General features: G+C 70.9%; 19 protein-coding genes. 10 read left to right on the forward strand and 9 right to left on the reverse strand.

What is annotated here, in order from left to right; genetic code table 11:
* The first annotated feature begins 1 nt into the window (after position 1).
* Positions 2–388, forward strand: a complete 387-nt coding sequence (locus FF041_RS10495) for a hypothetical protein (protein WP_153522335.1) — start codon at positions 2–4, stop codon at positions 386–388.
* Positions 389–499: 111 nt separating this feature from the next.
* Here the strand turns inward: FF041_RS10495 and FF041_RS10500 are convergent, their stop codons facing one another.
* The 5 genes from FF041_RS10500 to FF041_RS40315 form a co-directional block, all read right to left on the reverse strand.
* Positions 500–1,258 carry a succinate dehydrogenase iron-sulfur subunit gene (locus FF041_RS10500; protein WP_153522337.1) on the reverse strand — a complete coding sequence of 253 codons (759 nt, stop codon included), beginning with the start codon at positions 1,256–1,258 and terminating at the stop codon, positions 500–502.
* Positions 1,258–3,012 carry a succinate dehydrogenase flavoprotein subunit gene (sdhA, locus tag FF041_RS10505; RefSeq protein WP_153522339.1) on the reverse strand — a complete coding sequence of 585 codons (1,755 nt, stop codon included), beginning with the start codon at positions 3,010–3,012 and terminating at the stop codon, positions 1,258–1,260. The genes FF041_RS10500 and sdhA overlap by 1 nt, the downstream gene beginning before the upstream one ends.
* Before the next feature lie 19 nt (positions 3,013–3,031).
* Positions 3,032–3,511: a succinate dehydrogenase hydrophobic membrane anchor subunit gene (locus FF041_RS10510; RefSeq protein WP_153484343.1), complete on the reverse strand. Its 480-nt coding sequence runs from the start codon at positions 3,509–3,511 to the stop codon at positions 3,032–3,034.
* 8 nt (positions 3,512–3,519) lie between these two features.
* A complete protein-coding gene (gene sdhC, locus FF041_RS10515; RefSeq protein ID WP_323391586.1) occupies positions 3,520–3,900 on the reverse strand; it encodes a succinate dehydrogenase, cytochrome b556 subunit in 381 nt (126 codons plus the stop codon).
* Positions 3,901–4,067: 167 nt separating this feature from the next.
* Complete coding sequence (locus FF041_RS40315; protein WP_323391587.1) at positions 4,068–4,898, reverse strand: 2-oxo-4-hydroxy-4-carboxy-5-ureidoimidazoline decarboxylase; 831 nt, start codon at positions 4,896–4,898, stop codon at positions 4,068–4,070.
* Between the two features lie 281 nt (positions 4,899–5,179).
* Here FF041_RS40315 and FF041_RS10525 point away from each other — a divergent pair, with 281 nt between their 5' ends.
* The 4 genes from FF041_RS10525 to FF041_RS10540 all read left to right on the forward strand — a co-directional run bounded on the left by FF041_RS10525 (position 5,180) and on the right by FF041_RS10540 (position 10,266).
* A complete protein-coding gene (locus FF041_RS10525) occupies positions 5,180–6,844 on the forward strand; it encodes a beta-N-acetylhexosaminidase (protein WP_323391588.1) in 1,665 nt (554 codons plus the stop codon).
* Positions 6,845–7,284: 440 nt separating this feature from the next.
* Entirely contained in the window at positions 7,285–8,025 is a 741-nt protein-coding gene (locus FF041_RS10530) for a hypothetical protein (protein WP_153522341.1), read from the forward strand.
* 304 nt (positions 8,026–8,329) lie between these two features.
* A complete protein-coding gene (locus tag FF041_RS10535; protein WP_323391589.1) occupies positions 8,330–9,100 on the forward strand; it encodes an RNA polymerase sigma factor in 771 nt (256 codons plus the stop codon).
* Positions 9,100–10,266, forward strand: a complete 1,167-nt coding sequence (locus tag FF041_RS10540) for a hypothetical protein (RefSeq protein WP_153522346.1) — start codon at positions 9,100–9,102, stop codon at positions 10,264–10,266. Before FF041_RS10535 ends, FF041_RS10540 begins: the two co-directional genes overlap by 1 nt.
* A 189-nt stretch (positions 10,267–10,455) precedes the next feature.
* Here FF041_RS10540 and FF041_RS10545 read toward each other — a convergent pair whose 3' ends face one another.
* The gene (locus FF041_RS10545) at positions 10,456–11,355 is read right to left on the reverse strand and encodes a L,D-transpeptidase family protein (RefSeq protein WP_153522348.1); all 900 of its coding nucleotides are present in this window, start codon (positions 11,353–11,355) and stop codon (positions 10,456–10,458) included.
* A gap of 114 nt (positions 11,356–11,469) precedes the next feature.
* On the opposite strand from FF041_RS10545, the gene FF041_RS10550 reads away from it, so the two are divergent.
* The 3 genes from FF041_RS10550 (at position 11,470) to FF041_RS10565 (ending at position 14,270) form a co-directional block, all read left to right on the forward strand.
* Entirely contained in the window at positions 11,470–13,050 is a 1,581-nt protein-coding gene (locus FF041_RS10550; protein WP_323391592.1) for an acyl-CoA mutase large subunit family protein, read from the forward strand.
* A 122-nt stretch (positions 13,051–13,172) separates the two neighbouring features.
* Entirely contained in the window at positions 13,173–13,838 is a 666-nt protein-coding gene (gene leuE / locus FF041_RS10560; protein ID WP_323391593.1) for a leucine efflux protein LeuE, read from the forward strand.
* A 129-nt stretch (positions 13,839–13,967) separates the two neighbouring features.
* Positions 13,968–14,270, forward strand: a complete 303-nt coding sequence (locus FF041_RS10565; RefSeq protein ID WP_153522355.1) for a DUF1876 domain-containing protein — start codon at positions 13,968–13,970, stop codon at positions 14,268–14,270.
* Between the two features lie 17 nt (positions 14,271–14,287).
* Here the strand turns inward: FF041_RS10565 and FF041_RS10570 are convergent, their stop codons facing one another.
* From FF041_RS10570 to FF041_RS10580, 3 genes are all read right to left on the reverse strand, one after another.
* Complete coding sequence (locus FF041_RS10570; protein ID WP_153484332.1) at positions 14,288–14,917, reverse strand: CBS domain-containing protein; 630 nt, start codon at positions 14,915–14,917, stop codon at positions 14,288–14,290.
* A gap of 388 nt (positions 14,918–15,305) precedes the next feature.
* Positions 15,306–16,748 (reverse strand): alpha-2,8-polysialyltransferase family protein, encoded by a 1,443-nt coding sequence (locus FF041_RS10575; protein ID WP_153522357.1) that lies wholly within the window; start codon positions 16,746–16,748, stop codon positions 15,306–15,308.
* Positions 16,745–17,731, reverse strand: a complete 987-nt coding sequence (locus FF041_RS10580) for a glycosyltransferase family 2 protein (RefSeq protein WP_323391596.1) — start codon at positions 17,729–17,731, stop codon at positions 16,745–16,747. The genes FF041_RS10575 and FF041_RS10580 overlap by 4 nt, the downstream gene beginning before the upstream one ends.
* A gap of 187 nt (positions 17,732–17,918) precedes the next feature.
* Between FF041_RS10580 and FF041_RS10585 the strand changes: the two genes are divergently transcribed.
* A complete protein-coding gene (locus tag FF041_RS10585) occupies positions 17,919–19,349 on the forward strand; it encodes a DUF6716 putative glycosyltransferase (RefSeq protein ID WP_323391598.1) in 1,431 nt (476 codons plus the stop codon).
* A gap of 80 nt (positions 19,350–19,429) precedes the next feature.
* Positions 19,430–20,857: an acylneuraminate cytidylyltransferase gene (locus tag FF041_RS10590; protein WP_153522364.1), complete on the forward strand. Its 1,428-nt coding sequence runs from the start codon at positions 19,430–19,432 to the stop codon at positions 20,855–20,857.

Raw genomic sequence — 20,857 nt, forward strand, 5'->3', positions numbered from 1 at the left:
TGTGAACGAGAAGCTTGCGGCCGTGGAGTTCGCGGCCTCCAATGGGATGGTATTCGTCGAGGATGCAGACAGGCCTCTCAGTGCAGAGATCGGTCCATCTGGCGAGCCCGTGGAACCCGACCCTGCTAGATCTGTGTCCGTAGGTGTGGTGCACGCAATGGACGGCCTTGTTTCGGTTGAGGTTCTAGAGGGTGAGGGAAAGCCGGATGGTCTGGTGGAGTTCTTTGACGGGACTCTGAATTTCCAGCATGGTCGACTCAGGGTCAGGGATGTACCGGGGGATAATTTTGTGACGATTGGGCTGTCACCAGGGCCATGTCGTGTGCGCATCTATGTGGAGCAGACGGAGATCCCCGGATTCGTGACTGTTCTCGTCCCTCCGCTCTGAACCGGCGGTCGGTTCGGCTGAGAGCGACGAACCCGGAAGAGACGGCCACCATGCCGAAGGGCCCCGATCCCACCCGGATCGGGGCCCCTCCACATACAGCCGGCAGGACGATCAGAAGCGGCGCGTGATCAGGGCGCGCTTGACTTCCTGGATGGCCTTCGTGACCTCGATGCCGCGGGGGCATGCGTCCGTGCAGTTGAACGTCGTGCGGCAGCGCCACACGCCGTCCTTGTCGTTCAGGATCTCCAGGCGCTGCTCGCCCGCCTCGTCGCGGCTGTCGAAGATGAAGCGGTGGGCGTTGACGATCGCCGCCGGGCCGAAGTACTGGCCGTCGTTCCAGAACACCGGGCACGACGTGGTGCACGCCGCGCACAGGATGCACTTGGTGGTGTCGTCGAAGCGCTCGCGGGCCTCGGCGGACTGGAGGCGCTCGCGGGTGGGCTCGTTGCCCTTGGTGACCAGGAAGGGCATCACGTCCCGGTATGCCTGGAAGAACGGCTCCATGTCCACGACCAGGTCCTTGAGGACCGTCAGGCCCTTGATGGCCTCGACCGTGATCGGCTTCTCCGGGTTGATGTCCTTGATCAGGGTCTTGCAGGCGAGCCTGTTCTTGCCGTTGATCCGCATCGCGTCCGAGCCGCAGATGCCGTGCGCGCACGAGCGGCGGAAGGTCAGGGTGCCGTCGAGGTCCCACTTGATTTTGTGGAGACCGTCGAGCACCCGCTCCTTCGGGTCGATCTCGATCGGGAAGTCTTCCCAGACCGCGTGCTCCGACAGCTCCGGGTTGAAGCGCCGGATGCGGAAGGTGACCGTGATGTAGGGCGAGGCGGCGGCCTCCGCCTCGGCCTTGTCCATGACAGGGGTAGCCATCAGTACTTACGCTCCATCGGCTGGTAGCGGGTCTGGACGACCGGCTTGTAGTCGAGACGGACGGTCTCGGAGCCGTCGTCGCCGACCTCGCGGTACGCCATGGTGTGGCGCATGAAGTTGACGTCGTCGCGGTTCGGGTAGTCCTCGCGGTAGTGACCGCCGCGCGACTCCTTGCGGGCCAGCGCCGACACGGCCATCACCTCGGCCAGATCGAGCAGATTGCCCAGCTCGATGGCCTCCAGCAGATCCGTGTTGAAGCGCTTCCCCTTGTCCTGGATGGACACGTTCCGGTAGCGCTCGCGCAGCTCGGCGATCTTCTCGACGGCCGTCTTGATGGTCTGCTCGGTCCGGAACACCATGACGTTGGCGTCCATCGTCTCCTGGAGCTCACGGCGGATCTCCGCGACCCGCTCGCTGCCCGTGGAGTTCCGCAGCCGCTCCACCTGGTCCACGACCAGCGAGGCCGGGTCCTCCGGAAGGTCGACGTAGTCGCTCTTCACGGCGTACTCGGCGGCGGCGATGCCGGAGCGCTTGCCGAAGACGTTGATGTCGAGCAGCGAGTTGGTGCCCAGACGGTTGGCGCCGTGCACCGACACACAGGCGACCTCGCCGGCCGCGTACAGACCCGGGACCACGGTGGTGTTGTCCAGGAGGACCTCACCCTCGACATTGGTCGGGATGCCGCCCATCGCGTAGTGCGCCGTCGGCTGGATCGGGATCGGGTCCGTGTACGGCTCGATGCCCAGGTACGTACGCGCGAACTCGGTGATGTCCGGGAGCTTGGCGTCCAGCTGCTCCGGCGGAAGGTGGGTGAGGTCCAGATAGACGTGGTCGCCCTCGGGACCGCAGCCACGGCCCTCGCGGATCTCCGTGTAGATGGAGCGCGAGACCACGTCACGCGAGGCGAGGTCCTTCATGACCGGCGCGTACTTCTCCATGAAGCGCTCGCCGTCCTTGTTGCGCAGGATGCCGCCCTCACCGCGAGCGCCCTCCGTGAGCAGGATGCCCATGCGCCAGATGCCCGTCGGGTGGAACTGGAAGAACTCCATGTCCTCCAGCGGCAGCCCGCGCCGGTAGCAGGCCGCCTGGCCGTCGCCGGTGAGGGTGTGCGCGTTGGAGGTCACCTTGAAGAACTTGCCGGTGCCGCCGGAGGCGTAGATGACCGACTTCGCCTGGAAGACATGGATCTCGCCGGTGGCCAGCTCGTACGCGACCACGCCCGCCGACATCTTGACGCCGTCGACCTCGGTGATCAGCTGGTCCAGGACGTAGAACTCGTTGAAGAACTCCACGCCCTCCTTGACGCAGTTCTGATACAGCGTCTGGAGGATCATATGACCGGTACGGTCGGCGGCGTAGCAGGAGCGGCGGACCGGGGCCTCGCCGTGGTTGCGGGAGTGCCCGCCGAACCGGCGCTGGTCGATGGTGCCGTTCGGGGTCCGGTTGAACGGCAGGCCCATCTTCTCCAGGTCGAGGACCGCGTCGATGGCCTCCTTCGCCAGGATCTCGGCGGCGTCCTGGTCGACCAGGTAGTCACCGCCCTTGACCGTGTCGAAGGTGTGCCACTCCCAGTTGTCCTCCTCCACATTGGCGAGCGCGGCGGCCATGCCGCCCTGCGCCGCGCCCGTGTGGGAGCGGGTGGGGTAGAGCTTCGTCAGTACGGCGGTACGGCTGCGCTTGGTGGCTTCGATGGCCGCGCGCATGCCCGCGCCGCCGGCGCCGACGATGACGGTGTCGTACTTGTGGATCTTCATTGGTTCGTCAGCCCCGGCTTTAGCGGATGTTCGGGTCGAAGGTGAAGATCACCAGCGTGCCCAGCAGGATGGTGAACACCGTGGCGGTGTACAGCAGGCCCTTGAGCCACAGTCGCGTGTTCGGGCGCTCGGCGTAGTCGTTGATGACCGTGCGGAGGCCGTTCGCGCCGTGCAGCATGGCGAGCCAGAGCATCAGCAGATCCCAGACCTGCCAGAACGGGGACGCCCAGCGGCCCGCGACGAAGGCGAAGCCGATCTTGGAGACGCCGCCGTCCAGCACCAGCTGGATCAGCAGATGGCCGATGACCAGGACGACCAGGACCACGCCGGACAGGCGCATGAACAGCCAGGCGGCCATCTCGAAATTGCCCCGGGTGGCGCGCGGGGTCTTGCCCGTGCGCTTGCGAGGGGCCTCGATCAGCGGGGCGGGGTTGTCCACGTCGTAGACGACGGCATCGCCCTCGACGGGCCCGATGGCGGAAGAGGTGTCAGTAGACATATCCGGCCTCAGCTCCCGAAGAGTTCGCGTGCGGCGTGACCGAGGACGGGGTAGAGCGCGCCTGCCATCAGCACGATCCAGATGCCCATGACGGACCAGAGCATCTGCTTCTGGTAGCGGGGGCCCTTGGACCAGAAGTCCACGGCGATCACTCGCAGGCCGTTGAGCGCGTGGAACAGGACGGCCGCGACAAGGCCGTACTCCAGCAACGCGACGATGGGCGTCTTGTAGACGGCTACGACCTTGTCGTAGTCCTCGGGAGAGACGCGGACAAGTGCGGTGTCCAGGACATGGACGAACAGGAAGAAGAAGATGAGGACGCCGGTGACTCGATGAGCCACCCAGGACCACATTCCTTCCCGGCCGCGGTACAGCGTTCCAGCCGGCACGGAAGAACCCTCCGAAAGCGGGGACTAGGGCCTGCCGGCTTGGTTTGTCGGTCTGGCCCGGCCGGGTACGGTCCACCGGCCCCGGCCATCGTAGCGACGACTTGTCGGTTCGTTCGCCCGGGGTCCTCAGGTGTGATCAAACAGGCAATCAAACAGCCACGGACGGGCTATCGGAAAGACTCGGAAGGAGCCCGTCCCACGGGATCCGCGATCAGCCGCGCCAGCCTGGAACGGGCGAGTCCGCGCAGCTCCTCGGCGGCGATCTCGCGCTCCCGCTCCGGCTCGTTCGAGAGGCGGCGGTGGATGTCGGCCAGGACCCGGTTGAGATGCTCGGTGGGCTCGCGGTCGTCCAGCGCGATCACGAAGCCGTGGTGGAAGGTCCGCTGGTACTTCTCATGTGCGGCGGTGAGCGCGATACGCGCCCAGGGGCGCGCGTCCGGGCGGGCGCGGATCGACGGCTCCCCGGCGAGCGCCTCGCTGAGGTCGGCGGGGGTGAGGTCGAAGCTGGCCTCGTCCCCGGCGGCGAGCAGCGCGTCGAGATCGGGGTAGGGGCGGTGCTCCGCCACCAGCCGCGCCCAGCGGCGGCTCCGGCAGCAGGTCAGCAGGGTGGCGACGGCCGCCCGCTGGTCGGCGGCGTTGAAGTGCGCCAGCCCGGGCGTGTCACGGGGCGGCTGCCGCTGGTCCGGTACGGGCGGGGCACCGGGCGGCCTGCGCTGGTCCAGTCCAGGTGCGTCGTCGAGTGGTCTGCGCTGGTCTGCTTCGGGTGTGTCGTCGAGTGGTCTGCGCTGGTCTGCTTCGGGTGTGTCGTCGAGTGGTCTGCGCTGGTCCGCTTCGGGCGCGTTGCCGAGTGGTCTGCGCCGGTCCGCTTCGGGCGCGTCGCCGAGCGCCGCTCGCTGGTCCGGTCCAGGTGTGTCGCCGAGCGCCGCCCGCCGGTCCGGTCCGGGCGTGTCGCCGCGCTGCGCCGGGGGACGGGGGTGCGGGTGGGTCCGGTGCGCCACCGCTGAAGGGGCGGGGACGCCCGCGGTGTGGTGGAGTGACGGCGGTCGCTTCGGGAGGCCGGCGTGGGATTCGCTGGACAGCGTGGGCTCCTCGAACAGAACAGCGGAACCGCTGGGAAGGGGGAGACGGATGAGCCATAACGCTATCGATGTGTGCGAAGAGCTGTCCGATGAATGCGCGATTTTCACCCGAACGGGAGGGTTTCGCTTTATGTGAGCGACGGCCTGGGGGATCTTGGGGGTACTCGCTGGATTTTTCGAACATTTAGGGAGGTATCCGAGTGATACGGCAATCCGGGCGTAACCCTGTCGGTGCCACGACGCTCGCCATCGCACTCTCCGTCACGCTCTCCCTGGCGCTGAGCAGCTGCTCCAACGGCGGGCCGGGCGGTTCGGTCGGGTCGGGAACCGGTGAATCGGGGGAACCCGGGCGCGAGGCGGCGGCGACCTCCGCGAGCCCCACGCCCTCGCAGACGTACCCTCTCTCCTCGGCCCCCGCCGTCATTCCCGCGGTACGGACCCATGAGCCCGCCCGCGGGCCGGGCTGGCGGCCGGAGCCCGGGGCCGGAGTCGTGGTCGCCAAGGGCAGCGAGGAGCTCGCCGACGAGGGCAGGCTCCTCGCCGGGGAGCTGAAGATCGCCTACCGGGGGACGGCCGCGGCCCGCCCGGGCGATGTGGAGCTGGCCCTCAGCGGGTCCCCCGCCACCCCGTCCGCTGCTCCCTCAGCCACCCCCGAGGCCGGCGGCCCGGAGTCGTACACGGTCGTCACCGCCGACCGCCGGGTGCGGATATCCGGCCCCGCCGAGGCCGGGGTGTTCTACGGCACCCGCACCCTCAAACAGGCCGTCCGCTCCGGCGGGGCGATGCCCGAAGGGGTCGTACGCGACGCTCCCGACCGGCCGCAGCGCGGACTGATGGTCGACATCGCCCGCAAGTACTTCACCGCGGGCTGGATAGAGGACCGGCTCCGCGAGATGGCCGACCTCAAGCTCAACCAGCTGGGCCTGCACTTCTCCGACGACCAGGGGTTCCGTATCGCGTCGGACACCCACCCGGACATCGTCTCCCGCGAGCATCTGACCAAGGCCGAGGTCCGGCGGATCCTCGAACTCGCCGACTCGCTGCACATCACGGTCATCCCCGAACTCGACTCACCGGGCCATCTGGGCGCGGTGCTGGCCAAGAACCCCCAGCTCCAGCTGAAGGACGCGGCGGGCAGCCCCGTGCGCGGGGCCATCGACATCGGCAACCCCGCCTCCGCGCGGCTGGTGGACGAGCTGCTGAAGGAGTACGCCGGGCTGTTCAAGGGCGCGTACTGGCATCTGGGCGGGGACGAGTACCAGGCGCTGACCCGGCAGAACCCGGAGGCGTCCTTCCCCGCTCTCGCCGCTCTCGCCCGTCAGGAGTACGGGCCCCAGGGCCGCATCCAGGATCTGGCGACCGCCTGGGTGAACGACCGGGGGGCGGTGCTGCGCCCCCTCGGCCGGAAGCTCATGGCCTGGAACGACGGCTTCTTCCGGGGCGGCCAGGTCTCCGTCGACAAGGACATCCAGGTCGAGTACTGGACCGGCAAGGAGATCGGGGCGCGGCCCCCCGTGGAGTATCTGGAGGAGGGCCGGCCGGTGGTGAACGTCAACGACGAGTACCTCTACTACGTGCTCGGCGAGCCCAATGAGTTCCACTATCCGACCGGTCAGCGGATCTATGAGCAGTGGACCCCGCTGGTGCTGCGCGGCACCCAGCCGGTTCCGGAGAAGTACTCCGGCCAGATCCTGGGCGGCAGATTCGCCATCTGGTGCGATCTCTCGCAGGCGCAGACCCAGGAGCAGATCGCCCAGGGCATCGCGCTGCCGCTGGCGGCGACCGCGCAGAAGGTCTGGGATCCGCGTACGCCCACCCGGAGCTGGCAGGACTTCCGCACCCTGGCGGGAAAGGTCAGCGGCTGAGCCGGCCGGGCCGTGGTGCGTGCGGGGGCCGTGGTGCGCGCAGGGTCCGTGGTGCGCGCAGGGTCCTTGGTGCGTGGTCCGCGGCGCGTGGTCCGTGGTGCGCATCGGGCCGAGCGTCGCGGTGTGAGTCCGCTCGGGGGCGTGCGGGCTCACACCGCCGCTGCCCGCCACCCCGGATCGGGAACGGCTACGCGCTCCGTGAACCGAGTGGCAGGTGGGCAGAATGTAACAGATGTGTGGTGTAAATGTGTATGAGAAGCGCTTAGTTGATGGATATCGAAGGGGGAGCGGCAAGACCGCTCAGCTCCGCACAACCCATGGCGGCGGGAGCGCGGAAGGGGGTACTTTGCGCCAAGCGGCCCGAAAACCGCGCCGCTGAACGGGCCTGCGGGGCTGGTCAGGTCCAGATCCGCGAGGCGCGTCCGGGAGGGGAGGCGTCCATGGCGTCGAAGTGTCTGAGGGAATTGATCGCGGAAGCGGATGAGCGGGGGCTCGCCGCGAGCGGGCTCGCCTGTCTGGAACGCTGCCTGCCGCTGCTCTCGTCCGAGGCCGGCGCGCTGCGTCCGCTCTGGGCGGGGCTGGCCAGAGGAGCGGAGAGCTGGCCCGGCTCGCTCGCCGTGGCCAGGGAGGCGATGGCGGACTCCGAGGACTCCGAGGCCGTACGGATGGAAGTCGGCGGCCGGACCGGAACCGTGAAGGACCAGAAGGCGGGGTACGGGGACGGAACCGTACGGGATCAAAGGGCGGGGCGCGGGGACGGAACCGTACGGGGTCAAGGGGCGGGGCGCGGTCACGGAACCGTACGGGCCGCGGCCTCCTCGCTCGTACGGCAGATGCTCGACGCCGCGCCCGCCGTCTGGGCGGCGGGCCCGCTGCGCGAGTGGGCCGACGACTGCTCCGTCGCCGCGCTCGAACTGCATCACCGCTTCGACGCGGGCCCCGGCGGCGGGGAGCCGGAGGCCGCCGATGTCGTCGAGGTCCTCAAGGGATGCCGTGAGGGAGAGCCCCCCGCCGGAGCCGGTCCGCTGGTCACCGGGGAACTGCGCCGGCAGCTGAGAGTGCTGGAGATCCTCGCCGCCGGGGACGGCGGCTCCGGGCTGCGCCAGGTGCTGACGGTGTCGACCGAGGGCCAGCGGGTGCTGCGCGCCGTCGTCTCGCGACGGGCTCGTGTCCAGAGCTGAACCCGCCGTGATCTCGGTGAGCCTCACGGGTTTTAGCGGGTACATGTCGTGGCAGATGGAAGGACGACCGGGGCCGCCACCCCCCACAGGAGAGGCCCCGATCGCCGTCCGCCGGGGTCGCGTCGCGTCCCCGTACTTCATTCAGCGCCGGGTCGGCGTTTTCTGTCACACCCTGCTGATTCGGCATATTGTTGCAAGTTGTACAACTTATGGACGCGGCCCTGGGAACGCCGTAGCGTGCTGAGCTCGCGCCCTGGTGGCGCGGGCAGTGGTGACCAGCTGCGATTCGGAACAGGTTGAGGTAGTGCTGGGGGACGACGCGGAGCTGACCGCCGCGGTGCTCGCGGCGCAGGGCGGGGACGAGTGTGCCTTCCGTACTGTGTACCGCGCGGTGCATCCGCGGCTGCTCGGCTATGTACGGACTCTCGTCGGGGACCCGGACGCCGAGGATGTGACATCCGAGGCATGGCTCCAGATCGCCCGCGATCTGGACCGGTTCAGCGGTGACGCCGACCGCTTCCGGGGCTGGGCCGCCCGAATAGCCCGGAACCGGGCCCTCGATCATCTGCGGATGAGAGGCCGCCGCCCCGCGGTCGGCGGCGACGAGAGCGAACTCACCGGACGGCCCGCGGAGTCGGACACCGCCGACGAGGCGATGGAGTCCCTCTCCACCGGCAGCACCATGGCGCTCATCGCCCAGCTCCCGCAGGACCAGGCCGAGGCGGTGGTGCTGCGCGTCGTGGTCGGCCTCGACGCGAAGAGCGCCGCCAGAACCCTCGGCAAGCGCCCCGGAGCCGTACGCACCGCGGCGCACCGCGGGCTCAAACGGCTGGCCGAACTGCTGGGCGCGGAGAGTCTGGAGTACCCGGACGGCGGTCCGGGGCGAGCGGAGTACCCGGATCCGGCCGGGAGGGCGTACGGTGCGGACGGTGCCGAAGGGGACGGCGCGGACGCCGGTTCCGCCGACCGCGGCGCGGATCTGAACGGCTTGCCTCCGCAGCGCGTGCCACGACCGGGTGCCGCCGCGCCGGCCGGTGTGACGCATATTCGGCTGCGGACGCAGAAGGACATGTGATGGCCGACAAGCGGTACGAGTGGCTTGACGAGGGCACGGCGGAGCGGTTGTTGCGCGGTGAACCGGTCGAACCGCCGGAAGGCGAAGCCCGTACCCAGGCCGTACGACTGAACCAGGCGCTGCGCACGGTGCGCGGACCGCGACTCCCCGGCCCCGGCCACTCCGACGGCGGTGAGATGCCCGGTGAGGCCCGTGCGCTGGCGGCCTTCCGGGAGGCGCGGGCGGACGCCGTCCCGGCCGGTGGCGCGGCAGGCGGTCCGCGGTCGGTGGAGGACGCCCAGCTGGGGATCGTACGGCTGGCTCCGCCGCCGCGCCCCGCGCTCTCCTCGCGGCTGCTCGGACCGGTGCGGTTCGGGGTGGTCGCCGCCGTGGCCGGGTTCGCGTTCGGCGGGGTGGCGGTGGCGGCGGGCGCTGGGCTGCTGCCCTCTCCTTTCGACGAGTCCCCGGCGGGTTCCTCGGTCTCCGGGGCCGGGCAGCCGGGGCAGCCGGCCACCGAGTCGCCCAGGGCCCGGATCGCGAAGTCCCCGCCGCCCGGGACCGCTGGGGGAGCGAAGCCCGGGGCGTCCCCGTCGGCGGACGGCCCGGACGCCCCGTCGACAACTCCCTCAACTCCCTCCAGCGCCGTGACCGGGCCCTCCGGCTCCGCCACCGTTTCCCGGGAAGGGGACCGGAGGCCGGGCGGCGGTCCGGATCCGGTGCCCGGGGAGCGCCGGGGCGGCAACGGGCATGAGCGGCACCGGGCACTGGCCGACGCCTGCCGTGACCACCGGGACGGAACCATCGGGCGGGTGCGCGAGAGATGGCTGGAGAAGATCGCGAAGGGTCCCCACCGGGTCGAGCGCTTCTGCGATCAGGTGCTCGACGGGGAGCAGCGCCGACCCGAGAAGGTTGATAAGCCCGATAAGTCCGGCTATGGGGGTGGCGCGGGCGGCAGTGGGGGAGAGGGCAAGGGCAAGGGCCAGGGGAACGGCAAAGGCCATGGCAAGGGGAAGGGCAAGGGTCATGGCAAGGGGAAGGACAAGGGCCGGGGCGAAGGCAAGAACGAGGAACAGGAGCAGGAACAGGGGCAGGAACAGGGGCAGGGCGGAGGCAGAGGCAGTCAGCGGCCCGGACCGATCTCCACCCCGCTGACCAGCAGTTCTTCCCCTGCGTACGGCCCGGTGTGACGTTTCTGAGGCATGTGGCGCAGTAGTGAGTGAGCCGACTGGTCATCGGCGGCGCCAGAAGCCGGGGTTCCCCCCGTACCTACGGCTGGGCGCACTGGCGCGGGCGGGGCACGTTCCCCCGGTTCCGCCCGCGCCACCTCTTCCCGCCGTCCCGGCCCACCCTTCCGCCGTCCCGGCCGTCGCGCGTACTCACCAGTGGACGACGACCTTGTCCCCCTTGCGGACCTCCGCGAACAGCGCGGCGATCGCCGCCCGGTCCCGCACATTGACGCAGCCGTGGGACGCGCCGTTGTAGCCACGGGCCGCGAAGTCCGACGAGTAGTGCACCGCCTGGCCGCCGCTGAAGAACATCGCGTACGGCATCGGTGTGTCGTACAGCGTCGAGACATGGTGCCGTGATGTCAGAAAGACGCTGAAGGAGCCCTCCCGGGTCGGCGTGTACTCCGAGCCGAAGCGGACGTCCATGGTGGCGCGGACCGTGCCGTCCACCACCCAGGACAGGGTCCGGGTCGTCTTGCTGACGCACATCACCCGGCCGGTCAGACAGCGTGCGTCGAGCTTGGCGGCCGGTTTCCGCACGGCCTCGCCGTTCAGTTCGCCGGCGGTCGGCTCGGTGGTCATCGCGAGCAGCCGCCGCCAGGTCACGGTGTCCGTCTTCCCCGTCGCGGGCAGCCCCCGCTTGCCCTGGAAACCCCGTACGGCGGCGACGGTGACCTGTCCGTAGAAACCGGTCGGGGCACCGTCGAACCAGCCGATCTGGGCGAGTCTGGCCTGAAGCTCGCGGACCTTGGCGCCCTGCGATCCCTGGCTCATCAGCACGTCGGCCGGGGGTGCGCTGGACTCGGGCGGTTTCTTCGGCTCCGGGGCCGCCTTCGGCTCGTGTCCCGGCTCTCGTCCTGGTTCGTCCGCCGGCTCCGGTGTGGGCGACGCCGCTGGTGCCGGAGCCGGGGAGGAAACGGCCGATGAGCCGCCCGGCCGTGAGTCGTCGCGCCCGTCCGGCCGGTCGGCCGCCTGGGCGGTGCAGCCGGTGACCATGGCGAGCACGGCCAGCATGGCGAGTGTTCCGCGTACGGCGATGGTGCGTGGCATCTCATCCCCCTGGATTCCGTTCCACCTCTGAAGAGGGAATTCCGCCCGGTCCGGTTGCGTAATCCCGAGCATTATGGAGAAGAAGTCCCGAAGCGGATACAGGGGAGGCAGATAGTGACACGCCAGTCCGAGTCCGGACGTCCTATCGAACCGGTATACGGTCCGGATACGCAGAAAGGCTGGGACCCCGCGGAGAAACTGGGCGATCCGGGCTCGTACCCGTTCACCCGCGGCGTCTACCCGACGATGTACACCGGCCGTCCGTGGACCATGCGGCAGTACGCCGGTTTCGGCACCGCCGCCGAGTCCAACGCCCGCTACCGGCAGCTGATCGCCCAGGGCGCCAAGGGCCTCTCGGTCGCATTCGATCTGCCGACCCAGATGGGCCATGACTCGGACGCCCCCATCGCGCACGGCGAGGTCGGCAAGGTGGGAGTGGCGATCGACTCCATCGACGATATGCGCGTGCTGCTCGACGGAATCCCCCTGGACCAGGTCTCCACCTCGATGACGATCAACGCTCCTGCCGCGCTGCTGTTGCTGCTCTATCAGCTCATCGGCGACGAGCAGGGCATTCCGGCCGACCGGCTCACCGGAACCGTGCAGAACGACATCCTCAAGGAGTACATCGCCCGTGGCACCTATATCTTTCCGCCGAAGCCGTCACTGCGGCTGATCTCGGACGTCTTCCGGTACTGCCGAACCGAAATCCCCCGGTGGAACACCATTTCCATCTCCGGCTACCACATGGCGGAAGCCGGGGCGACGCCCGCGCAGGAGATCGCCTTCACTCTCGCCAACGGCGTCGAGTACGTCCGTACGGCGCTCGCGGCGGGCATGGCGGTGGACGATTTCGCGCCCCGGCTCTCGTTCTTCTTCGTCGCCCGCACCACGATCCTGGAGGAGGTCGCCAAATTCCGGGCCGCCCGCCGGATCTGGGCGCGGGTGATGCGGGAGGAGTTCGGGGCCCGGGACCCCAGGTCGCTGATGCTGCGCTTCCACACCCAGACGGCGGGAGTGCAGCTGACCGCCCAGCAGCCCGAGGTCAATCTCGTACGGGTCGCGGTCCAGGGGCTGGCGGCCGTCCTCGGCGGCACCCAGTCGCTGCACACCAACTCCTTCGACGAGGCCATCGCCCTCCCCACGGCCAAGGCCGCCCGGCTGGCGCTGCGGACCCAGCAGGTGCTGGCGTACGAGACCGATGTGACCGCCACCGTCGACCCCTTCGCGGGCTCGTACGCCGTCGAGCGGCTGACGGACGATGTGGAGGAGGAGACCGTCGCGCTGATGCGCCGGGTCGAGGAGCTGGGCGGCGCGGTCGGCGCCGTCGAGCACGGCTTCCAGAAGAGCGAGATCGAGCGCAGCGCGTACCGGATCGCCCGGGAGACCGACAGCGGAGAGCGGGTCGTCGTGGGCGTCAACCGCTTCACGCTGGACCAGGAGGAGCCGTACGAGCCGCTGCGCGTCGACCCGGCGATCGAGGCCCGGCAGGCCGAGCGGCTGGCCGCGCTGCGCGCCGGGCGGGACCGGAGCGCCGTGGACACGGCACTCCACGCGGTGCGCGAGGCCGCCGGGGGGACGTGGAACATCCTTGTGCCGATGAAGGAGGCGCTGCGGGCGCGGGCCACCGTCGGCGAGGTCTGTGACGCGCTCCGTGAGGTGTGGGGGACGTATGTGCCGAAGGACGCCTTCTGAGAAGGCTGGGGGGTGGCAGAGGCGGCAGGGGCGGCGGGGGCGGCGGGGGCGGCGGGGGCGATCTCCGCAGGTGGTAGCTAACACAGGCCGCAATGTCGTACCTCTGTGCGACACTCCCTCTTGTGCTGGGTGTAACCGATCTTCCGACCTATCTGGCGGGCCTCGTCCTGATCGTTCTGCTGCCGGGGCCCAACTCCCTCTATGTGCTCTCGGTCGCCGCGCGGCGCGGCGTGCGCTCCGGGTACACGGCCGCCGCGGGCGTCTGGTGTGGCGACACGGTGCTGATGGTGCTGTCAGCCGCTGGAGTCGCCTCGCTGCTCCAGGCCAATGACCTGCTCTTCGGCATAGTGAAGTTCGTCGGCGCGGGCTATCTCACCTGGCTGGCGATAGGGATGCTGCGGGCCGCCTGGTCGATGTGGCGGGCCCGGCACGAGCGGTCGGCCGACGTTTCGGACGACGCCCCCGGGGCCGACCCGGCTCGGGGCGGCGAGCGGCCGTTCCGCAGGGCGTTCGTGATCAGCCTGCTCAACCCCAAGGCGATCCTGTTCATGATCGCGTTCTTTGTGCAGTTCGTGGACCCTGCGTACGCCTACCCCGCGCTCTCCTTCGCGGTGCTCGGCGGATGCCTCCAGGTGGCGAGCATGCTCTATCTCAGCGTGCTGATATTCACCGGCACCCATCTGGCCGCCGCCTTCCGCCGACGTAAGCGGCTGTCGGCGGGGGCGACCTCCGCGGCCGGAGCGCTCTTCCTCGGATTCGCGGTGAAGCTCTCGCTCAGCAGCGCCTGACGCGGACCGTTCGGCGGTGCGGTGCCTGCTGTGGGCCCCAGGGGCCCCAGGGGAGCCGTCCCGGGGCCGGAACGGGGGCATCGTGCGGGCCGGCGCGGGCGGGGGGATGCTGGAGGCAGGAGGTGCGCCATGGACCGGACACTGGAGTGGAAGGTCGGCCTGGTCCTGACCGAGGAGTCCGGCACGACCAGGGCACGAGCCGTACTGGACACCGGCACGACGGAGCTCACCGGTCACGGCACGGCCCACTGCAACCCCCAGGATCTCGACATACCGGAGATCGGCGACGAGCTCGCGGCGGGTCGCGCCCTGCGCGATCTGTCCGGACGGCTGATGCGGGTGGCGGACCGGGAGCTGGAGGCGGTCGGCGCGGGGCCGCCCAAGCGGCAGCGTACGACCCCGGTCTTCGGCTGGCCCGCCGAGCCCTGTTAGGCGGACCGCGAGGTCGGTCAGTCGCCGAGCGTCCCGGGGGCGGCAGTGGCGCCGCTGTCGTCGAGCCGGTAGGAGAGCCGGTCGACCACCTCCACCACACCGTCGACGCTCTCACAGAGCCGTACGAAGACGGGCAGCAGGGATCTGCGCTCCACCGTGCCGCTGAGGGTCACCCTGCCGTCGGACACGTCCACGGTCAGCGCGGACGGCGCGAGCCCCAGAGTCTGGGTGAGCACATCCTCCAGGATCTCCTCCTGGATCGCCCGGTCCCTGCGCAGAAAGAGCTGGAGCAGATCGCTGCGGCTGATCACCCCGGTGAGCCGGCCCGAGCCGTCCACCACCGGCAGCCGTTTGATCCGGTGCTCCTCCATCACCCGGGCCGCCCGGATCGCGCTCCACTGGGGCTGCGCCACGATGGCCGGGCTGGACATCAGCCCCTCGGCGGTGCTCGCGGTCGTCCGGGACGTGTGCCGGCGGAGCAGATCCGCCTCCGACACGACCCCGACCGGCCGCTCGTCCTCGTCGATCACGGGCACGGCCGTGATGCCGTACTCGTCGAGCAGGCGCGCGATCTCCTTGAACGCGGTCCCGCGCTGGACGCTCACCGCGGTGGGCGTCATCAGGTCGGCGACCCTGCGGTGCCTCATGGTTCGCCAGCCCCTTCCGAAAGCACTGATAGAGCTGATCGACTCTTGATCCGATCACCAGGGTGGTACGCGCACCACACCTCCGGACAGGGACCTTAGGCCCCTTTTGGGGGCGCCCGCCGTCTTGCCCGGACCGTGTTCCCGGGAAATCACCGGTCCCGGCGTGCGCGGGGGTGCGGCGGTGCGGTGTGCGTCGGCGTCCGTACGGGCTCGACGGCGAGCGGTCACGCCGGAGCGTCCGGAAGCGAGGCGAGGCGAGGCAAGGCCGGGCAGGGCGAGGCAAGGCGATGCGATGCGAGAGGGGCCGGGGCGGCGGTGTGCGCGCGGCGGGGCCCGGACGGAGCTGGACGGTCCCCGCGCTCTTTACGGGAGCCCGGGGACCGTCCGTTCAGCGTAGAGCCGCTCGCTTCAGGCGGCGAGCCCCGCGCACCACCTTTCTGGCCGCAGCGCCCCTGGGCGCGGGCATTCCTCCGGGAAGTCCCAGCGCCGTGAGCCGCCGCCGCTTGAAGTAGCGCAGCGTACGGCCGTTGAGACCGGTGGCGAGGAACTCCTCGGCCGCGTCTCGCAGATCCGCTCTGATCCTCGGCTGCATGGCGAAGCCGACCGCCTTCACCAGCCCGTGCAGCGCGGTACGGTCCAGCACCGGCTCCGGCCCGGCCGGTCCGGCCGACCCGTCTCTGTCCGACCCGTCCCCGGACAGCCCGTCCTCCGAGAGTCCCGGAATCACCGCGTCCACGATCGTGAGCGGAATCCGGTTGCTGTTCTGGTACGGCGTCAGCCGGTCGAGCAGCGGCTCCGTCCCGACGCGCGCCGCCGGAATGCCGAAGAACGTGCTCGCGGTCAGCAGCGCGGTCGAGAAACAGCCCACCACCAGCGAGGGCCGCAGCCGCCGGTACACCACCTCCGCGAGCAGGGGCCGTTCCAGTACGGTCAGCTCCGCACCGAGCGCAGCGGCCTCCCGCTCCAGGGCCCGGGTCCAGGACGCCGGGGCCGTCGGATGGGGTTTGAAGACGATACGGCGATGCCCCCGGGCGACCGCCGCGCGCACCATCCGGACATGGAGGTCCTCCTCTTCCTCCGGGGTGAGGATGTCCAGCGCCGCCAGATACTGGCCCAGCAGCAGCGCCGCGCCCTCCCCGCGGCCGAGGGACTCCCCGGAGGGCTCCCCGGCGGATTCCCCGAAGGGCCCCACCGAGTCCACCGAGTCCACCGACTCCCCCTCCGCCGCCGCGTCCGACAGTTCCGCGATCACCTTGACGAACGCCTCCGCCGGCACCACCAGCGGCTCGGCCCCGAACTCCGCCAGCAGCAGCGGTTCCAGCCCCGGCACCAGATCCAGATGGAGCAGCCTGCGCACCCGCTCGCCCACCAGCGGATCGATCGCGTCGCGGGTCGGCCCGTAACTCATCAGCCCGTCCGCGTACACATCCAGCGCCGCGTCCGGGAACAGCCGGGCGATCGAGAGCGCCGGGGTGACCTGGATCGACTCCACCGCCAGCTCGATCCGGTCGTCCCCCAGCCCCCACAGCAGCCGCAGATACCGCTCCCACAGGGGGATGTCGTCCCCGCGCGGCGACCAGCCGCCCGGGTGGAACGGCGCGATCGCCCCGTTCCACGACAGCACCCCGTCGAACCGCTCCCGCAGCCGCTCGAAGCCCGGCATGGTGTCCAGCGCCGGTGAGACCTCCGGGGTCTGCGCGTTGTTCGCCACCAGCAGCAGCCGGCGGTCCGCCGCCGCGAAGAGACCGCTGTCGAGCGCCGCCGCCAGGGTCGCGGCCCCGTACAGCGAGGAGGCGTAGAAGATCTGCGTGGTCCGTGCGCGCGTGGTCATCGGGCCGTGGCCTCCCGGGCCGTCAGGGAGTGCCGACGGCGGAGTCTGCGCAGCCGCAGCGCCCGTTCGGAGTCCAGCGCATCGAGTACGTCGTTCAGCACGCCCTGCGGCATCCGCCGCAGAGCCGCCGCACTGAGCGTCCGCAATTCACGGGCCACCGCCGGTTCGAATCGCTCCACCGAACCCAGATGGTGGGCGATGACGGCGCAGTAGGTCCGTACCGCTTTCGGCAGCAGCCGTGCCGATTCATGGTCGGCGGCAGTTTCCGCCAGCACCTGATCGAATGCGGGGATGAAATCGAGCTGTCGGATATCGCCGATCTGGGTCAGCGACGAGGCGACTCCGCGCCGGTAGAAGACTCCGAGTTCGCCGATCACCGCACATGAATCGGCGTCCCGGTGCAGCCGCCAGATCCACGGCCGGTCCTCCGCCGTCCGCAGCCCGTCCGTGAAGCGCAGCAGCCCCCGCTCCAGCAGCCGCCGGTGGTACATCCCGGCCCAGGCGAAGGGGTAGTCCACCGCGGTCGCCCGGTCGGCGGGCAGGATCACCTCACGCGGGCTGAGCACCTCCCCGCGCCGGCCCACCGGCACCCGGCGGACCGTGCGGGATCTGGCCGTGCACTGCACATGGTCGGTGCGGACGAAATCGCAGCCCAGCTCCTCCAGCGCGGCGAGCAGCCGCTCGAAATGGCCCGGGGCGAGCCAGTCGTCGCCGTCGAGAAAGGCGATGTACCGGCCCCGCGCCGCGTCGAGACCGGTGTTGCGGGCGGTCGCGAGCCCGCCGTTCCGCTCCCGCGCGATCAGCCGGGCGCCCGGTATCCCGGGCGCCGCGCGCTCCAGGATCTCCCGGGTGCCGTCCGTCGAACAGTCGTCGACCAGCAGGAATTCAAAATCGCCCCGGGTATTTCGCCGAAGACTTCGCAGGGTGTCGGGCGCATATGTCCGTACGTTGTAGAACGGCACGATGACGGAGAGCTTGACCACCCCGGTGAGATTAGTCCGCAGCCCGGCCCGCATTCCTGCCGTGAGCCGGACAACAGGTGAACGGAGAGCGGCGAACGGGTTCGCCTTTCCCCGTCCCGGCCGCTTTCCCCGTCCGTAGGCGCGCTGTTAACCAGCTGTTGCCATCGCGTTGGGCCATGAAACGGAATCCCTTCCTAACGTCCGGGATGTGCCATCACCTACCAGCGAGGCCGTACGCGTCGCCGTACTCGCCGACTCCGACACCCGGTGGAAATGGGGCGCGCTCACCGCCCGCCGCATCGCCCCCGGCCCGCTCCGGCTGACCGGCTTCCTGCTGCGCGGACGCGCCACCCCCACGGCCCGTCAGCTCGCCGAGACCGGGGCGGAGGCGGACGAGATCCATGAGGTGACCGGCGGCGAGTTCCTCCGGCGCGTGGCCGGGGACGGCGACGGCAGCGCCCCGTTCGCGGCTGGGGACGGCGACGGCAGCGCTCCGTTCGCGGCTGGGGACGGCGCCGACGACACCCCGTTCGACGTGATCGTCCTCGCTCTCGTCGGCGGCGGCGTCCAGGCCATGCTGCACGGGCTCGCCGCGCTCGGCCCCGGCCGCCGCCCCGACCGCTGCTCCGGCCGTCGCCCCGGCCGCCGCCCCGTCATCGTCACCGGCTATGTCGGCGTCGTCTACGAGAAGCTCGCCGATGGTCTGCTGCTGCGGCACGGCGCGGACATCGTCCTCGCCAACTCCCGTCATGACGCGGACCGTTTCCGCGCGGTGTACGAAGGCGTCGGAGCCGACCCGGCGGGCGTCGTGGAGGCCGCGCTGCCCTTCCTCGGCGGCACGCCGTACCGGCCCGAGGCCGGGCGCGACACCCTGGTCTTCGCCGCCCAGCCGTCCGTGCCCGCCACCCGCGCCGACCGGCTGTATCTGCTGCGCCGGCTCGCCGGGCACGCCCGGCTCCACCCCCGCCGGGAGGTGCTGCTCAAGCTGCGCTCCAGGCCCGGGGAGCACACCACCCACCTCGAAGAACTCCCGTACCAGCGGCTCGCCGAGCGGCTCCCCGGCGGCGTCCCGCCCAACCTCCGGCTGGTGTACGGGCATATGGGCGAGGTCCTCGACCGCGCCGATCTGCTGATCACCGTCTCGTCCACGGCGGCGCTGGAGTCACTGCACCGGGGCATCCCGACCGCCGTCCTCACCGACCTCGGCGTCCGTGAGGCCCTCGGCAACCATCACTTCCTCGGCTCCGGGCTGCTGACCTCCTTCGACCGTATCGACGCCGGACACCGGCCGGCCCCCGACCCGTACTGGCTGGCCGGACAGGGTGTGGCGGCGGACGGGAGATACGAGACGGCCTTCGACACGGCGCGGACACGGGTCGCCGAACTGCTGGCGCGGGACGAACTGCCTCCCATAGCCCCGTACTACACGCCCGTCAGCGCCCCCGGCTATCTGCCCGGACTGCTCGCGCGCCACCATCTCGCCCCCGACGGCACCCCGCTGGCGGGCGGTGCGCGGAAGGCGGAGCCCGGCGGTGTACGGGGCGTGGTGCGCGGCGCCGTACGGGGCGCGGCGCGCGGGGCGTACCGGCAGGGCGTCCAGCGGGTGGCCCCCGTGATCCGGCGGATGGGCGAGCTGTGAGCACGGGCGCGCCGAGCGCGCACACCGGACCAGACGACGCGAACGACGCGAACGACGCGAACGACTCAGGAGAGCAGCCGATGACCGTCCTCGCCGTGATACCCGCCCGGGGCGGTTCCCGGGGCGTCCCGGGGAAGAACCTCGCGCCCGTGGGCGGGGTGCCGCTGGTGGCCCGTGCCGTACGGGAGTCCCTCGCCGCCCCGCTCGTCACCGATGTCGTGGTCTCCACGGACGACCCGGGCATCGCGGCGGCGGCCCGGAGCGCGGGCGCGCGGGTCGTCGTCAGGCCCGTGGAGATCGCGGGTGACACGGCGTCGAGCGAGACGGCGGTGCTGCACGCCATGGACGCCTTCGAGGCGCTGAGCGGCGAGCGGGTACGGGCGGTGCTGCTGGTGCAGTGCACCAGCCCGTTCCTCACCCGGGACGATGTGCAGGGCGTCGCCGCCGCCGTCGTCGCGGACGGCGCGGACAGCGCGGTGACCGTGGCGCCGTTCCACGGGTTCGTCTGGCGCGAGGGCGAGGGCGAGGGCGAGGGCGAGGGCGAGGGCGAGGGCGAGCGCGAGGGCGGGCGCGACGGCCAAGGCGAGCGCGAGGGCGACGGCCAAGGCGGGCGTGACGGCGAGCGCGAGGGACCGGCGGTGGTCGGCAGCCCCGCACAGCCCCCCGCGCCCGCCCGCGCCACGCCCCCTCCCGGACGCGGCGTCAACCACGATCCCGCCGTCCGCCCTCGCCGCCAGGACCGGCCGCTGGACTTCCTGGAGACCGGGGCCGCGTACGCCATGGACGCCGCGGGCTTCCGTACGGCCCGGCACCGCTTCTTCGGCCGCACCGCTCTCGTACCCGCCGACCCCGCCCGGGTCCTCGAAGTGGACGACCACCACGATCTGGCCCGCGCCCGCGCGCTCGCCCCCCTGCTCGACGACGCGAACCATCCGGCGGCAGCGGCAGCGGCCGGGGGAGGTCTGCCCCGGCTCGACGACATCGACGCCGTCGTCCTCGACTTCGACGGCACCCAGACCGACGACCGCGTCCATATCGACGCGGACGGCCGCGAGACCGTCTCGGTCCACCGCGGCGACGGCCTCGGCATCGACCGGCTGCGCACCGCGGGCCTCCCCCTGCTGATTCTGTCCAGCGAGCGGAACCCGGTGGTCGCCGCCCGCGCCCGCAAACTCCGGCTCCCCGTGCTGCACGGCATCGACCGCAAGGACCTCGCGCTCAAGGAGTGGTGCGAGGAGCGGGGGATCGACCCGCAGCGGGTGCTCTACGCCGGCAACGACGTCAACGACCTGCCGTGCTTCGGCCTCGTCGGCTGGCCCGTCGCCGTCGCGAACGCCCATGACCCGGTACGGGCGGCGGCCCGTGCGGTCACCGCCGCCCGGGGCGGCGAGGGCGCGATCCGCGAGATCGCCTCCTGGCTCCTCGGCCCGGAGCTCACTCCCCACCACCGGCCGGGGCCCGGGGCCCCGGCCGCCGACCAGTCCCAGCACACCACCCCCGCACAGTGA

The organism is Streptomyces jumonjinensis (assembly GCF_009600885.1).
Lineage (GTDB): Bacteria > Actinomycetota > Actinomycetes > Streptomycetales > Streptomycetaceae > Streptomyces > Streptomyces jumonjinensis.

Bases quoted from the DNA above. Each gene is read 5' to 3' on its own strand.
- FF041_RS10500 (WP_153522337.1), bottom strand. From the start codon at position 1,258: ATGGCTACCCCTGTCATGGACAAGGCCGAGGCGGAGGCCGCCGCCTCG.
- sdhA (WP_153522339.1), bottom strand. From the start codon at position 3,012: ATGAAGATCCACAAGTACGACACCGTCATCGTCGGCGCCGGCGGCGCG.
- FF041_RS10510 (WP_153484343.1), bottom strand. From the start codon at position 3,511: ATGTCTACTGACACCTCTTCCGCCATCGGGCCCGTCGAGGGCGATGCC.
- FF041_RS10530 (WP_153522341.1), top strand. From the start codon at position 7,285: ATGGCGTCGAAGTGTCTGAGGGAATTGATCGCGGAAGCGGATGAGCGG.
- FF041_RS10540 (WP_153522346.1), top strand. From the start codon at position 9,100: ATGGCCGACAAGCGGTACGAGTGGCTTGACGAGGGCACGGCGGAGCGG.
- FF041_RS10545 (WP_153522348.1), bottom strand. From the start codon at position 11,355: ATGCCACGCACCATCGCCGTACGCGGAACACTCGCCATGCTGGCCGTG.
- FF041_RS10565 (WP_153522355.1), top strand. From the start codon at position 13,968: ATGGACCGGACACTGGAGTGGAAGGTCGGCCTGGTCCTGACCGAGGAG.
- FF041_RS10570 (WP_153484332.1), bottom strand. From the start codon at position 14,917: ATGAGGCACCGCAGGGTCGCCGACCTGATGACGCCCACCGCGGTGAGC.
- FF041_RS10575 (WP_153522357.1), bottom strand. From the start codon at position 16,748: ATGACCACGCGCGCACGGACCACGCAGATCTTCTACGCCTCCTCGCTG.
- FF041_RS10590 (WP_153522364.1), top strand. From the start codon at position 19,430: ATGACCGTCCTCGCCGTGATACCCGCCCGGGGCGGTTCCCGGGGCGTC.